The sequence below is a fragment of the Zarconia sp. genome, assembly GCF_057467645.1.
In genome coordinates this window covers 75,095-90,902 of the sequence record NZ_JBRJXU010000006.1, presented here as the reverse complement: position 1 = coordinate 90,902, position 15,808 = coordinate 75,095, and the positions used below count along the sequence as shown (strand labels likewise).

Here is a 15,808-nt window from a genome sequence, read left to right as displayed (position 1 = left end):
GAACTACAGAATTTTTTCGAGCCCGTAAACCAATGATTTAAGCTGCGTCACCTTACGAATCGAGAGCAGTACCCCCGGCATATAACAGGCGCGATCGCTTGTATCGTGGCGCAGGGTATAAATCTGACCTGGGGCACCAAAAATGACTTCTTGATGGGCAATTAAACCCGGTAAGCGAATGCTATGGATGGGAATGTTGCGATCGGCCCAACCACCCCTTGCTCCTTGGATTTCTTCCGTTTCTTCCACCTGGGGAGGATTGAAGGTTTTACCCAACTCCGCGAGCATTTGAGCGGTTTTAATTGCCGTGCCGCTGGGAGCATCAGCTTTTTGGTTGTGATGGAGTTCGATAATTTCGACATGATCGAAATATTGGGAGGCTCGAATGGCTGCCTGCTGCAAGAGCACCATACCAATGGAAAAGTTGGGAATAATTAGACAACCCGTGCTAGCTTTTTCGGCAAACTCAGCTAAATCCTGAATTTGCTCTGGACTCAACCCAGTCGTCCCGACCACTGGTCGAATACCATAGGCGATCGCCGATCTGACATTATCGTAGACTGACTGGGGATGGGTAAAATCGACCATCACCCCTTGCTGCTTTTCTTGGGTTGCCATCACCAAAGTGCTTTGCAACTCGCTGAGCACCGGAACCTCCAAAGGTCCGCAACCGGCAACTTCACCAATATCTTGACCGATGTGCTCCGGGTTGAGATCGACCGCCCCCAAAAGCATCATGTCCTCGGCGGCTGCCACGGCTTTTACCACTTCGCAACCCATCTTTCCAGTTGCTCCGTTAATCACCACGGGGATCGGATCTTGGCTAGCCATAATTGAGAAACACCTTTGGACTCCATTAGAAATTGTGACACCCCCGGGGCTCCCGTCGCAAGAGAGAAGGTGTCACAATTACGGACCAAATTGGCCGGGTTGGCGTTTATTGTTGAGCTTTATTTTTGCGAAGGTTTAATCGGTTTGGGCTTGGGTTTTGAGGATTTGGGAGAATCCGAATAGGATTTGGGAGAATCCGAATAGGATCTGGGTCCTCTGGATCCGGGTGCGGGTCCCCGACCTCGTTTGTAGCCTCCACCACCTGGACGACCTTTGCCGTAAGGCTTTTTATTGAACCTGCGTTTGATCGGTAGTGCCCCCATGTTGTGGCTTTCCTGGATTGCCAGATCGTTGCCCTCACGCTGCACGTGGAACTCCCAAAAATGTCCGACAGCTTTTCCAGGTAAATTGCCCTTGAGTTTTAACTTGAAAAATTTGGGTCGAGTATCGCCTTTGCGGGGAGATTGCTTGATTTTTACGACCACGTACTCTTTATCCTGGGCGTAAAAAATGACCTCACCGCGAATGGAGAAATAGTTATCGTCAACTTCTGTCGAAGAAACTGGCAACGGTTCGGATGTAGAGGAGGAAGACTCACCATCGTCGGCCGTTGCATTCTGCTGCTTGTACTCTTCGCTGAGGGTTTCCGGTTCCCAAACGCCAACAATTTGAACGTGTAAGTTGCCATCGTGCTGACCGGTGCGCGGATACACTACCCACAGGTGACTTTGCTGCAAGTCAACGTGATTTTTCACTAAACTCATCACGCGACCGAGAAGGACTGCATCGATAGGAGTCCCATCGCTACTGGTCATCAAGGCACCGCGCGTGATTTGCTCGGCCGAGGGGGCGTACTGACCGCGAACGACTCCGATGGCGCGGTATTGCCTCGGTTCGCTTGGGGGTGGAATGGGTTGTTGCCGATCGGGTACGGTCGGGGTGGGAGTGACATCGCTGCCCTGGGCTTCTCCTTGGGGAGAAACGTTTTGAATGCCTGCCTCATCAGGGTTAGAAGCAGAAGACCCTTCGAGGGAATTCACCTTAGACGAAGAGGGGTTGGGTAACTTTGGGGATTCAGACAATGGATTAGAAGAGGAACTCATAAAACCTCCTAAGGGCGGAGACACATCCTTAGACTACGGAACATGTTAGAAGACGCTGCACGGTTAGGCGAGATCGACCCGTTAGGTTGTAGAAACGTTGCGGAGTTTTTCGATCTCCCCGAGCAAGTAGCTATCGTTCGGAATGATGGCTACCCAGTCTGCCTATTGTACTAAATGCAACCCCAATCGATGGTTATCCGAAATGTTTACACAATTTCTCTGTTTTTGTTAGTCAAGGGCAATCGCCCAAGGCATTCTAACTGACCGCGAGATCGGGGTGGCGACCCTAGTTCGTCGCTCGAGTCGTTTTACAGGTGAGTATTGTACCCGGAAGAGTCACAACACGGGTCTCGCGCGTCGAGCTTCCCACGATCGGTTATTCGATCGCATCATCACCCCAGTGCGCGAATCGACTCATTCGGAGGATGCTGGCTTAATCGAGAAACGATCTCCCACAGATCGTGGTTCTCCACGGTAATCTGCAGAAAAATTCAGACTTTTTCCATGGAGAGGTGAATCTCAGAACGCAGTTGCGTATCAAAACTTTACAACAATGTTAATTCCTGCAACAAATTAAATAAAAACGGGAAGAATATTGATAAGAATTAAAGTTAACATTTGAATTCAAATGCGTATCAACCTGTTGTAAAAGCTTTATCGAGAGAGGAAAACATAAATTGACTTCCTTAACATTACACGCTACCCTTATGGCCGCTTTTCCTTCTAGCGTTCCTTGGAGTCCCAAGGTTGCATTGGTAATGATTCTTTGCAATGTTGTGGCGATCGCCATTGGTAAAGCCACGATTAAATATCCCAGTGAAGGTCCCGCATTGCCGATGTCCGAAATGTTTGGCGGTATGGGTTTCCCAGCTCTTTTGGCAACCACCAGCTTCGGTCACGTTTTGGGAATTGGTATGATTCTCGGCTTGGCGAGTTCCGGCGCGCTCTAAGTCAAATTGACCGCTCGACTCAGAGTTGAATGAAGAGGCACTTTTCGAGGTTTAAGTCTTTAGAAGTGCCTCCTAACATTGCCAACTTGAGGTTTGATGTGAGAGATTACTCAACGGAAAGTCCCTTCGAAGTCAGCCATTGAGAATCGTAAAGGCGAGATTGGTAGCGCGAACCACTATCGCATAGAATTGTGACGATCGTATGTCCGGGACCCATCTTCTTGGCGAGGGCGACCGCAGCACCGACGTTAATACCAACAGAACCGCCCATAAATAAACCATCCTGGCGCAGAAGTTGGTAAATAACCCGCAAACACTCTCGATCGTCGATCCGAATGGCATCGTCAATTGGGGCACCTTCCATATTTCCTGTGATACGGCTGTTCCCAATGCCTTCTGTGATGGAACTGCCCTCAGTCTCGATTTTGCCGGTTTTAACGTAGCTGTAGAGTCCGCTACCCATAGGATCGGCCACTACGCACTGAATGTCGGGATTTTTTTCTTTGAGAAACATTGCGACTCCGGCATAAGTTCCCCCCGTTCCCGTCGCCGATACCCAGGCGTCGATTTTACCCTCTGTTTGCTGCCACATTTCCGGACCGGTAGTTTCGTAGTGAGCTTGCCGGTTGGCGAGGTTATCGAATTGGTTGGCCCAGATGGCGTTCTCCATTTCTGCAGCCAGTCTCCCGGAGAGTTTGACGTAGTTATTCGGATTTTTGTAGGGAACGGCAGGGACGGGACGCACTTCGGCCCCGAGGGTGCGCAGAGCATCCATTTTCTCCTGGGACTGGGTTTCGGGGATGATAATCAGGCATTTGTAACCTTTGGCATTACAGATATGGGTCAGTCCAATGCCTGTATTCCCGGCTGTTCCTTCAACGACAGTTCCCCCCGGTTTGAGCAAGCCTTGTTTTTGGGCATCTTCAATAATGTAGAGTGCTGCCCGATCTTTAACGGAACCACCAGGGTTGAGGAACTCTGCTTTGCCAAGAATTTCACAACCCGTTTCATCGCTAAAACTGTTGAGTCGAATGAGGGGGGTATTACCAACCGTACCCACAAAACCATTTTTAATATTCATGTTTCAATCTATTTACCCTGCCATCTAATCAGCTTATCAGTGTGGGGGAAAACTGAAGCAGCAAGGTATCAGACTGTTACCTCGGCTTGGGTGCGATTGCCGAGTACAGACTCAACTTATAGCGGTTTGTGCTCAACATTCATCCTGCAAAAATTGAATTAAGGCTGTGGCAACCGTACTGACGATCGGATCGAGAAACGGGTTAGTCGCAAAGGCAAAAAGTTCTTCGACTCGATCGCCAGTCGCAGCCTTAAAACCCGTTCCGATCGTGGAAACTGCGACAATCAGCAGATAAATTAGTGCAAAAACCCCTAGCCAGCTGAGTATGCCCTTACCATCACCAATCTGACTTTCTGGCGGCTGCGATTCAGATATCGGATGACTCATGAAATCACTCCCTGAATGGATGCGGCAACTGAAAATTTTTTCGCAATTTTCAATACGCTGTCGCTTTACGGTATCGATTCAGGGTAAATAATTTCTAAAGATTATAGCGGTTCTCAAATCAGTGAGGGCTGATTTTAAATCTCAAGTCCCCCCTTATGAAGGGGAGGCAGCGTCGCCAGAGGGGTTTCCCCAAGTAGAACGACTGCCGTGGATGCGCGGGGGATCTTCCGGACCTCATCCATTGGAGAAACGCTATATATTAAGCTTTTAGATTCAAGACGAATGGGTTACGAGATGTGTGCTTCCAATCCAGGAGTAAAGGATCGATGCCTGATTGACTGATTTACCGCCTTCTTTCTCCTCGCGTCGCACCCGGAACGATCGCTCGTTCTAGGCCCGGAAATTGACATGCTGCGCATTGTTGGATTGAGTTAGAGCGTAAGTACTTAACGATGGTTTCAGAGCTATCGGCAGGGTTGGAGTCGACATAGATAACGCTGTTGAGTACCGCCGTCACAGCTAAAATCTCGATGGCTCTGCGGTTTCGTCTCCCCATGATTTTTTAGATTCCTAACAATATCCAACTTTCGTTGCTACCTGGCGTAACTCACCTTCTTTGAATTATGGTTAGGATGAAATGACTGGGTCATGAGTTCGAGTATATTTTGCTGACTATTTCGGGCGCTCGAGGATGAAGGAAACAAATCACCAAAAGGCTCGAATATAAAGGTTGCCAATGAATGTATTACTATGGGATATTGCAATTTAAAATACGAGATTTTATCTCGACAAAATACAATTGCACGATAATAATACTGCGAAATTTTAAATCTCTCAAAAAACATAAGCTATTTAACCTACACACCCTAATACTCCTTTTATTTATTATTATTTAATAGTATTGGGTTTGACATCCGTTATTCTGCTGAATTCCGATCGCCTCATCGATACTCGTTCGATCTGTAAATGTCTCTCCGTAGATCCACTACAATTTTCAAATTGAGACAAAATAAGCCCGATCGAGATGCGATCGGGCTTGATTTGAATCTATAGCGGGTCAGAATTTAACTCCGGAGACTGACCTTAAATTTTTTCGAGAGTGCTTCTCGGACTTTCTGATGAGCGGTATCCACTTCCTTATCCGTGAGGGTCCGATCGCTAGCTCGGTACATTAATCGAAACGCCAAACTGCGCTGTTCGTCGGGAACGCTGTCCCCCCGATATTCATCAAAAATTTCCACCGATTCGAGCAACTTGCCGCCCGCCTTTGTCATCACCTTTTCCAGATCGGCAACGGGAACCGAAATAGGTGCAAAAAAGGCTAAATCGCGATCGGACGCCGGAAAAGTTGAGAAAGTGGCGAAGCGGGGGACTTGAACCGTCGGCTGTCCCAAAGCCTCGAGCAATAGTGCCAAGTCCAATTCGAAGGCATAGACCTCGTCGGGTAACTCCCGCTGCTGGCGCAACCGAGGATGCAACTGTCCGAACCGACCTAACTGCCGTCCTCGCAGCCATAGGGCGGCCGTCCGTCCGGGATGCAAGCGCTCGTCGCTGCTGTCGGGGCGGTACTGCACTTCGATTCCCAATTCCGTGAAAATACTCTCCAGAATTCCCTTAGCCTCGAACCACCCCATACTCTGGGTTTTCCCGGAGTTCGTCCAATGACCTTCCGTGGGATCGCCACCGAGAATTCCGGCGATCGCATCCCATTCCACCAACGCTTCTCCCTTTTTGGCAAAGGCGCGCCCGATTTCAAAGCCATTGAGCGCCCCATTTCCATTCTGGAGATTGTACTCGAAGGCATCGATCAGGGCTGGCAGCAACTCTGTACGCAAAGCCGAGTATTCTGCAAATAACGGGTTTGCCAGTTCGATTTGATTCTCCTCTCCCGGCTTGACGAGGGAATAATGAATCAACTCCGTCAATCCCGCAGCCCGGAACGCTTGCCGAAGTTGGCGAGTCAGGGCGGATTCCGAAGAGAGATGACCCAGGGTATGCTGACTCGGGAGGGTATCGCAGAAGTTATCGTAGCCGTAAACGCGGGCAATTTCTTCAATTAAGTCGATTTCCCGTTCGATGTCGCGAGCGCGATAGGGGGGTACTTTCACCATCCACACCCGATCGCTGTTGGGGGTGACTTCAAACCCCAAATCCACGAGAATGCCCTGGATGCGATCGGGGGGAATCTCGCCGACGGTGTCTTCGAGTTTCACCTGTCCGAGGACTTCTGCAACCCGATCGAGTCGTAGTTCGATCGATGCAGACAGTTCCGGGCGCGCGTCTGCCATCTCTTGCGCTGCGGGCGTTCCCCCGGCCAGTTCTGCAATTAAGGCGATCGCACGGGCAGCCGCCACTTCCAATTCGGCAAAATTCACCCCTCGTTCGTAGCGGGATGAAGCTTCCGTGCGCAAGGTTTGGCTGCGTGCCGAACGGCGAATGGTAGGCGGATCGAACAATGCCGCTTCGAGCATTAAGTTCTCGGTGCCATCGTGAACTTCTGTTTCTTCGCCTCCCATCACCCCCGCTAAAGCCACGGCACGATCGTTGGCGGTAATGAGTAGAGTTTGTGCTTGCAATTGGCGTTCTTCGCCATCGAGGGTGGTGAGGGTTTCCTCCTCCTTGGCAAACCGCACCCCGACAGTGAGGTTCTCGTCTCCAGTCACCTGTTGCAGGCGATCGCGATCGAAAGCGTGAAGCGGTTGCCCCCATTCGAGCATCACGTAGTTGGTGATATCCACCACATTATTAATCGGGCGCACTCCGGCGGCTTCTAGGCGTTGCTGCAACCAATCGGGCGATGGCGCGATTTTAATCCCTTCAATGGTGGTGGCGATATACGCCGGACAGGCAATGGTTTCGGCGATCTCAACACTTAAATTCTCTCCAGAGGCGATGTCGGATGGTTTCACCTCCGGTAAATGCAACGCGCCCCCTGTCAGGGCGGCTACTTCCCGCGCTACCCCCACCATACTCAGGGCATCTGCGCGGTTCGCCGTCGCCGTCAAGTCGAGCACTACATCCTCTAACCCCAGCAACGGACGCACGTCGCTTCCTAATTGCGGGTTATCTAACTCGAAGATATGAATTCCTTCCGATTCCTTTGCCAGTCCCACTTCCGCGAGGGAGCAAATCATACCCGAGGAGGGTACGCCCCGCAGCTTTGCCGGTTTGATTTTGAGATCGATTTGCGGTAGATAGGTTCCCACCGTCGCTACAGGGACGTAGATACCCGCGCGGGCGTTGGGCGCACCACAAACGATATTCAAGGGAGAATCACCGCCCACATCCACCTGACAGACCCGCAACTTGTTAGCATTGGGATGGGGTTCGCACTCGACAATTTTCCCCAAAACCACACCATCCGCCCAAGTGCGACGATCTTCGATGTCTTCCACTTCAAATCCTGCCATTGTTAGCAGGTGAGCTAATTCTTCCGGAGACAGTTCGAGGTCTACAAGTTCCCGCAGCCAATTCAGAGAGATACGCACGATGTCACTTCGCTTATGTTCGATCTTCAGCCTATCTATTCTACCCCCCGAGGGGGTGAGTTCCCGGCACTGGCAATCCCGAATCTTGTTGAGTCTGAGGAGTCTCGACGGCGGCGGTTAGAAGTACTCTGATTTTCAGTACATTTACCGATCGATTTCTCATTCGATTCGATGAATCTGACTTCATTTATTCGAGGTTTCCCCCTCGTCACGCTCTCCATTTTTTAGAGATACTAATATTAGAGATTGACGTCAGCTTGTATCCGCGACAACAAAAAAAATATCCAATCTCATTTAATCAAAATAAAAAGACAACAGCTATTGTCTTCCCCGACTTCTAACCGATTCGACGGCGAAATCCTAACAACCTCTTGAGTAAAATTGCATGAGTTACTGCATCAATCCTGACTGCTCCAATCCGAAAAATCCAGAGGGGACTCAAGAGTGCCTCTCCTGTGGTTCTTCCTTATTGCTGGCCGATCGCTACCGAGTGCTTAAAGCGATCGGTAAAGGTGGATTTGGGGCGACTTTTTTAGCTGAAAATGCCTTACTGCCCGGAAATCCAACCTGCGCCATCAAACAATTGCGTTTGGCATCTAGCGATGGTCGAGTTTTAGAACGTGCGCGCACGTTATTTCGCCGAGAAGCCGCAACCCTCGGAAAAATAGGTAATCATCCTCAATTGCCGAGTCTGCTCGATTATTTTGAAATCGATAACCGATTTTATTTAGTTCAAGAATACGTTCAAGGTTTAACCCTAAAACAAGAAGTTAAACGATACGGATGCTTTAGCGAAGCACAAGTTAAAGCCGTATTAGATGAAGTTTTGCAACTGTTGCAGTACCTTCAGCAAAATGAAGTGATTCACCGAGATATCAAACCGGCGAATATTATTCGCCGTCGTCTCGATAATCGACTCGTATTAATTGACTTTGGGGCCGTCAAAGACGAGGTGAGTCAAACGGGATTGCTCCTCGATAGCGAAACGATGACCCCCAATACGTCTTTTGCCATCGGAACCCCCGGTTTTGCCCCACGGGAGCAAATGGCGATGAAACCTGTCTATGCCAGCGATATTTACGCCCTGGGGGCAACCTGTTTGTACTTGCTCATCGGACAGTCCCCCCGCCGCTTGGATTGCGATCCCGGTAATGGCGAGATTCTGTGGCACGATCGCGTTTGTATCAGTCCCCACTTGACCCAGATTCTCGACAAAATGCTCAAGCCACTACTTCACTATCGCTACCAGTCTGCGGTGCAAGTTCTGGCGGATTTGAATCGAGAACCCTCTTCCGATACTGCTTCAAATGAAGACACGGAGGCAGAACTCACCTTTGCCAATCTGAGCGAGTCGAATCCCAGGGAGTCTGATGGATTTGAAGAAGCCGATTACGGCACCCTTGCGGCGGGGAATGGATTTTCTCGCCCCCAGATGCCCCCGAACCCGATGAATTCAGCAACGGTGGAAATGCCACCGGCTAAACCCAGTTATCGCGATATCTCTGGAGATACGGGAGGCGATTCGGTGAGTTCGAGTCGCAGTGTGAGTTGGACTGCAAAGCGCACGATTTCAACCTCCACGGCACTTCAATACACGAGCGTGACCGATCGCACTCCCACCAGTTCGTCGGGGAAACTCACGCCGCAAACCTTAAAAACATCCTACTCGAAAGGAGAACGGGATTTTGCCGATTGCGATCTGAGTGGCTTCGACTTGCAGCATATCGCCCTTCCCCAGGTGAATTTTTACGGGAGTAAGCTCGTTCGTACCAATCTGAAGGGGGCAAATTTACACAAAGCCGATCTGAGTTCTGCGGGGATGAGTTATGCGGTCTGTCGCGGGGCAAATTTGAGTAATGCCTATCTGAGTTACTCGAATTTATCTGGTGCGGATTTGCGAGGGGCCAATTTAACCAATGCTTACCTCACCCATGCCAATTTGCGCGGGGCGAACTTATGTGGGGCTAATTTAACCAATGCAAAGGTTTCTGCAACTCAGTTGGCCATGGCAAAGACGAATTGGCGTACGGTGATGCCGAATGGAAAGCGATCGCTTTTTGCATGATGGGATGTCCCGAAGTTTTTCAAAGCACTTTTGTGTCAATCCTCTCGCTCGTTATTTTAATTGGATTCTCTCGAGCTTCAACACGTTGGAATTCTCGAGAAAGTTTGTAATGGTGTGAATTGCTATCCTCTCAACTTCAGATTTCGCATTGTGTTTTGCAGTGTAATTGGTCATGTAAATCGCTCGACTGAATATCTGTTTGAATCTAAATTGTGTTGGTTTCAGGTTGTCATCTACTACCTTTATATTCTTATCAATTCAATCGATCGAATAAGTCTCGATGTTATCGATATCGATTTACATCACTTATATTTAAATAAAAAAACTAAAGATATTAATACTATATTGAAAGTCGATAGACGAATTCATCCTAGATTTAATGACCTAGAAAAAAATATTTTTTGGTGTCCATATTTCGACAAAATTACGAAAATAAAAGGAATTGTGTCTTCCAACGATTTGATTTTAAGATTGGCCAGTAATATGACTCGCTTTATTGACGATCGAATCACTGTGATTTTGCTTTGTCATCTCGAGTGCACCGGGACGGAAAATGCGATCGCCAAGGAAATCGCGGGTTACTATTGTCCGGCGATCGCAGCTTTACCTATTCGACCTGCCATGGGTTCGTGAGTTCCCGCTAATTCCGCTTTCCTCTCGCATTTTGGGTTTAGGCAACAGGGGAAACCTGGGGAGAGTGTGAGAAACGCGATCGAATGATGTTTTGAAACAATCGCATTTCCCATGAGCTAGCCTGCCAGCAGCCCCGCGCTCTATTTGGCGACGGTTCAAGGAATCTTTGATTCCGCGTCGCATCAAATGAGCGTCGGGATGAATGGCAGGTCGGATATAATATCCAAAGCAGGTAAGACCAATAAGTGCTAACCGCCACCTGTTAACTCAAACAAATTCAAGAAAAGAACCGGTGCGGAGGGGCATCCCGTGTCGTCAATAAAGCTTACCGAGCATCCGAACCGTTGGGTGGAGTTGGTAAGAAGCCCGCGCTCTCCCGCTAGGGGAGCGTCGGGAGTATGTCACTGCTACCGTTGCTATTTGCACGTTTGTTCGGAGTAAACTCCCACAGGAAGAAGCATTTGGACCTTCTAGATCGAGTTTGACTCAATTGAGTTTCACTCCGCAGAAATTGCCCAAATGCTTGCATCCTTTCTTATATCAGTGCGGCGCCGACTTCGTATCCCGCACCAAAGAAATAGCTGAAGGTTTGGGTTGTCGTCACCTCCTGTACGGAACTGACACCGAAATGAGCGACAATGGCTTGAGAGTTGGCGCTGCGGAAGGCTTCTAAATCGATCGCCGCCGAGGGGGTATGTCCCGCTTCGAGACCCACACCGAACATATATTCCAAGGTTTGTTCGTAGGTCACTTGGCTGATGTCCGTGGCATTGTAGAACAGCAGTAAGTCTTGCGCCGAAGCCGAACCCACCGCACGATAGCCTTCCAAATCGATAATCGGCGAGGGACTTTGACCTTTCTCCAATCCGATACCGGTAATGTAGTCGAAAAGCTCTCCATTATCGATCGCGCCGTTACCGTCGGTATCGATGTCGGCAGCATCGGAAACCAGTGCAGCTGCGTAGGTTTGGCGGTACCACTCGAAATCCACCGTTCGCGATAGATTGGTCCCTTGCACCAAACCCCCTTCGAGCAAGAAGTCGATCGCGCCGTCAGTCTCGACATTATAGACGTTCTGGGCGCGATAGTTCGAGAGGACTTCAGCTGAGAAATTCGCCTGATAGTACTCGATATCGACAAAGGAGGCGACATCAAGTTCCAATTCGAGTCCCGCACCAAAGGCAAATTCTTTGATTTCGACGAAGCTGAGTTCCCGAACCTCTTCGATTTCGATGCTGAAGTGGCGAGCAATTTCCACTTCATATTGCGCTGCGTAGCTGTCGATATCGATGGGGGATAAGTCGAAGTCCGACTCGATGCCGACGGTGTAAACGTGGTCGAGAATTTGGGTATGGGTGATATTTTCGATCGAAGTGGCGTACTCGCGAATCAGTTCCTGTTCGTAGGTGGCGCGATAGTACTCGAAGTCCAGTTCTTGGGATACGCCACCGAAGACGAAGTCGACAACCAACTCATCACTGAGTGCCAAGACGCTTTCCACTTCGTAGTGGACGCTGAGTTCGTACTCGAAGGTTTGACGCAGGTAATCGATTTCGACGAATTCGAGGGGGTTGAGACCTTTCTTCCATCCCTTACCAAACATGAATTTGATAATTTCTTTGTCGGTGTATTGGGAGGTATCGATATTGTCGGTTGTGTCGGGGTTACTCTGGCTGCCGCCACCACCGGTCATGCCGGTCATTCCAGACATGCCAGTCATGCGAGAACCGCCTGTCATGCGAGAACCGCCTGTCATTCCAGACATGCCGGACATGCGAGAACCGCCAGTCATGCGAGAACCGCCTGTCATTCCAGACATGCCGGACATGCGAGAACCACCGGTCATGCGAGAACCGCCTGTCATGCCAGTCATGCGGGAACCACCGGTCATGCGAGAACCGCCTGTCATGCCAGTCATACGGGAACCACCGGTCATGCGGGAATCGCCAGTCATGCCAGTCATGCGGGAACCACCGGTCATGCGGGAATCGCCAGTCATGCGGGAACCGCCGGTCATTCCAGTCATCCCTGAATGACCGCCGAGGTACTCATCCACCTCTTCGGCGTACTTCGCTAGATAGCCTTCAATATCGATCGCGATCGTTCTGGCCGATTCAACTTCCAAAATTGCCTTGAACTCGGAACTGTAGGCAATCTCAACAATCTGTTGCGCGGTGAGTACCGTATTGGCATCGACGGTGAATCCCAATGCGGTGAATAATGCCGTCCGTTCTTCAACCGCGAGTTGAGCAACTTCGTAACGAACGTATTCGAGATCGATCGATTGAAACTCGGTGGCAAACCATTGGGTAATTTGTTCGTCGCTGAAACTGGCGGTTACCGCTTCTACAGTAACGTCAAAGGAAGAGGCGATCGCAGCGGCATAAGTCGATCGAATGTAGGAGGCTTCTACCAACCCCGTTAGGCTCAAACCCTGCTCAAAACCGACACCGAAGATAAATCCGCGAATTTTCTCGATGCTCAGTTCGCTGACTTCTTCGATGCTGATACTGAAGTGGCTGGCGATTTGGGTGCTGTAGCGTTCGATATACCCATCAAAATCGATCGGGGATAGGTTGAATCCGCCAACGAGTCCCACCTGATAAACATGGTCGAGAATTTGCGTTTCGCTAATTTGTTCGATGGAAATGCCAAATTGAGCTACCAATTCGCTTTCGTAGGTCGTGCGATAGAATTCGTAGTCAATTTTTTCGGCAACGCCACCGAAGAGGAAATCTAAGACCAGGTTATCGCTGAGTTCGGCAACATTGGTCACGCTGTAGAATTGGGTCAGTTCGGCGGCAAACAGTTGGCGAATTTCGGTAATCTCCACGAATCCCAATGGAGAAAGTCCCTGTTTCAAGCCTTCGTCGAACATGAACTCGATAATCTGCTTATCGGTGAGTTCTGAAATATCGACTTGGGTTGTGCTTCCCCCGTCTTCACCACCCATATTGCCGCCAGTACCGAAGTAGAACAGCGACAGTTGAGTGGCATACTGCAATCGATAGCCTTCGATATTAACCGCAGAGAGTTGGAAATCGGGGTTCCAGCCTTCGGTAAAAACGTAAACTTGGAGTTGTTCGCTGCTCAAGTCGGCAACGCGCACTCCCTCTGCCGTTAAGATGTTGCCGTAGATGGACTTGTAGTACTCTTCGTCGAGATAAGGCGCGGCATCGCCGAAGACGAAATCCACGACCTGGCGATCGCTAAATTCCACTCCAAATCGATGGGAAAGTGCGGCTTGATAGGTGCTGCGATAGTAGGCAACGTCTACAAAGCCGGTGATGTCGATGCCTCGATTCAAACCTTCACCCACCATGAAGTCTCGAACTTGCTCGATGGTGAGGCGATCGACGCTGCTCACTTGATAGAATGCCGTCAGGCGCTCGGCGAACTCTACCCGATAGCGATCGATATCTAATGCCGATAGGGTCAATCCCTCTTGCCGTCCTTGTTCGAGCGCATAGGCATTCACCTGTTCGTCGCTGAGTTCGGCAACGGCAAATCCGTAGAAGCTTTCGAGTTCGACAGCATACCGCGTCCGCACGTACTCAATGTCGATCGCCGGCGCGCTATTATCGAAGATGCTCTCAACAACGTCTCGATCGCTCAGTTGAGAAGCGTTCTCCACGTTTAAGAAGTTGGCAATATCCGTGGAATAGGCTTGGGTGAAAGCCTCGGGATTGAGAATCGCACTGATGAAGCTGGTAAAGTTGCGATTCTCCCGAATGCCAAACTCAAAGAAGTGCTCCGTTGCCGTTGTCACGCCAGCGGAAACAGCAGCGGCAACATCGGGATTGGCATTGAGATAAAACTGACTGTTGAATAAGCTGGTAAAGGAGCGTTCTTCTTGAATGCCAAACTCAAAGAAATGCTCCGTTGCGGTCGTCACACCGGCAGCAACGGCGGCGGCAACATCGGGGTTGGCATTGAGGTAAAATTGCCGATCGAAGAAAGCATTGAACGAACGCTCTTCTTTAACCCCAAATTCAAAGAAGTGTTCCTCGGCGGTGGTGAATCCGGCGGCGACGACGGCAGCCACATCGGGGTGAGCGCTCAAGTAATGTTGACGATCGAATAGCGCGTTGAAAGAGCGTTCTTCTTTGATGCCAAATTCAAAGAAATGTTGAGTGGCGGTTGTCGTACCCGCAGAAACGGCGGCGGCAATGTCTGAATGACTCTGAAGGTAATATTGGCGATCGAAGAAAGCATTGAACGAACGCTCTTCTTTAACCCCAAATTCAAAGAAATGCTCCTCGGCGGTGGTGAATCCGGCGGCGACGACGGCGGCGACATCGGGGTGAGCGCTCAAGTAATATTGGCGATCGAATAGCACGTTGAAAGAGCGTTCTTCTTGAATCCCAAACTCAAAGAAATGCTCCGCTGCGGTGGTCGCACCCGCAGAAACGGCGGCGGCAATATCCGAGTGATTCTCAAGGTAATATTGGCGATCGAAGAAAGCGTTAAACGAACGTTCTTCTTGAATCCCAAACTCAAAAAAATGTTGCGTTGCCGTCGTCACCCCAGCGGAAACCGCTGCAGCAATATCCGAGTGGCTTTTGAGATAAAATTGGCGATCGAAGAGGGCATTGAAAGAGCGTTCTTCCTGGATGCCAAACTTGAAAAAGTGCTCGGTGGCGGTGGTGGCTCCTGCTGCAACGACAGTAGCTACGTCGGCATGCGCTTCAAGATAGAACTGTGCGTCAAATAAACGACTAAACCGACGATTTTCTCGCAAGCCCAACGTCAAAAAATGCTCTGTGGCAGTGGTTTCTCCCGCTTCCACAGCGGCAGCTACATCTGGGTTGAGTTCTAGATATTCTTGTTCTTCAAAAATACCGGAGTTGTCAATATTTAGAACATCTGAATCTACACTATTGGAGTTGAAAGTATTTCTAGAAGATTCTTGCATGGTAGTATTTTCGTATAGATTGCGGAATGTTCTGAGATTTATGTTCATCGTCAAGGGGTCTCAAAAATTGATGATGGTCAAGATTTGAGATGCACCTGATTCTAGCCCTGGTTTAAGGAGCCATATCGCTACCAAACTAGAGCTAATTTAAGCGATTTCAACGATCGATGACGACTCTCTCAGTGCAAGTCGGTAAAAATTTCACCTAATCTTTATCAATTGGCTCAAATTCGATCGTTAATTTTTATTCGTGCAAGTACGGAAGATTTGACAACTTTTTACATTCGAGAAAAATAGAACTGAATTCTCGAAGTTGTCATTTTTTTGCGAGTGGCTCAATAAAATTACCCAAAAT

Annotated in this window: 9 protein-coding genes; 3 read left to right on the top strand and 6 right to left on the bottom strand. The window is 49.5% G+C overall.

All coding sequences use genetic code 11. The annotated features are described in order from the left end of the window. Positions 1 to 3: 3 nt before the first annotated feature. Both dapB and AC2215_RS00625 read right to left on the bottom strand, forming a co-directional pair. The gene (gene dapB, locus AC2215_RS00630) at positions 4 to 831 is read right to left on the bottom strand and encodes a 4-hydroxy-tetrahydrodipicolinate reductase (RefSeq protein ID WP_486808007.1); all 828 of its coding nucleotides are present in this window, start codon (positions 829 to 831) and stop codon (positions 4 to 6) included. A 119-nt stretch (positions 832 to 950) separates the two neighbouring features. After that, positions 951 to 1,934, bottom strand: a complete 984-nt coding sequence (locus AC2215_RS00625) for a hypothetical protein (RefSeq protein ID WP_486808006.1) — start codon at positions 1,932 to 1,934, stop codon at positions 951 to 953. Between the two features lie 707 nt (positions 1,935 to 2,641). On the opposite strand from AC2215_RS00625, the gene psaK reads away from it, so the two are divergent. Next, on the top strand, positions 2,642 to 2,884 hold the full coding sequence (psaK, locus tag AC2215_RS00620; protein ID WP_486808005.1) for a photosystem I reaction center subunit PsaK: 243 nt from the start codon (positions 2,642 to 2,644) through the stop codon (positions 2,882 to 2,884). A gap of 106 nt (positions 2,885 to 2,990) precedes the next feature. Here the strand turns inward: psaK and AC2215_RS00615 are convergent, their stop codons facing one another. From AC2215_RS00615 to pheT, 3 genes are all read right to left on the bottom strand, one after another. Then, positions 2,991 to 3,965 carry a cysteine synthase A gene (locus tag AC2215_RS00615; protein ID WP_486808004.1) on the bottom strand — a complete coding sequence of 325 codons (975 nt, stop codon included), beginning with the start codon at positions 3,963 to 3,965 and terminating at the stop codon, positions 2,991 to 2,993. Positions 3,966 to 4,097: 132 nt separating this feature from the next. After that, the gene (locus AC2215_RS00610) at positions 4,098 to 4,352 is read right to left on the bottom strand and encodes a hypothetical protein (RefSeq protein ID WP_486808003.1); all 255 of its coding nucleotides are present in this window, start codon (positions 4,350 to 4,352) and stop codon (positions 4,098 to 4,100) included. Positions 4,353 to 5,416: 1,064 nt separating this feature from the next. After that, positions 5,417 to 7,840, bottom strand: coding sequence for a phenylalanine--tRNA ligase subunit beta (gene pheT, locus AC2215_RS00605; protein ID WP_486808002.1), 2,424 nt, complete (start codon positions 7,838 to 7,840; stop codon positions 5,417 to 5,419). Between the two features lie 385 nt (positions 7,841 to 8,225). Here pheT and AC2215_RS00600 point away from each other — a divergent pair, with 385 nt between their 5' ends. Beyond that, on the top strand, positions 8,226 to 9,905 hold the full coding sequence (locus AC2215_RS00600; RefSeq protein WP_486808001.1) for a protein kinase domain-containing protein: 1,680 nt from the start codon (positions 8,226 to 8,228) through the stop codon (positions 9,903 to 9,905). A gap of 444 nt (positions 9,906 to 10,349) precedes the next feature. Then, positions 10,350 to 10,538 (top strand): hypothetical protein, encoded by a 189-nt coding sequence (locus AC2215_RS00595; RefSeq protein ID WP_486808000.1) that lies wholly within the window; start codon positions 10,350 to 10,352, stop codon positions 10,536 to 10,538. A 535-nt stretch (positions 10,539 to 11,073) separates the two neighbouring features. Here AC2215_RS00595 and AC2215_RS00590 read toward each other — a convergent pair. Beyond that, positions 11,074 to 15,453 carry a hypothetical protein gene (locus AC2215_RS00590; protein WP_486807999.1) on the bottom strand — a complete coding sequence of 1,460 codons (4,380 nt, stop codon included), beginning with the start codon at positions 15,451 to 15,453 and terminating at the stop codon, positions 11,074 to 11,076. Positions 15,454 to 15,808 lie beyond the last annotated feature (355 nt).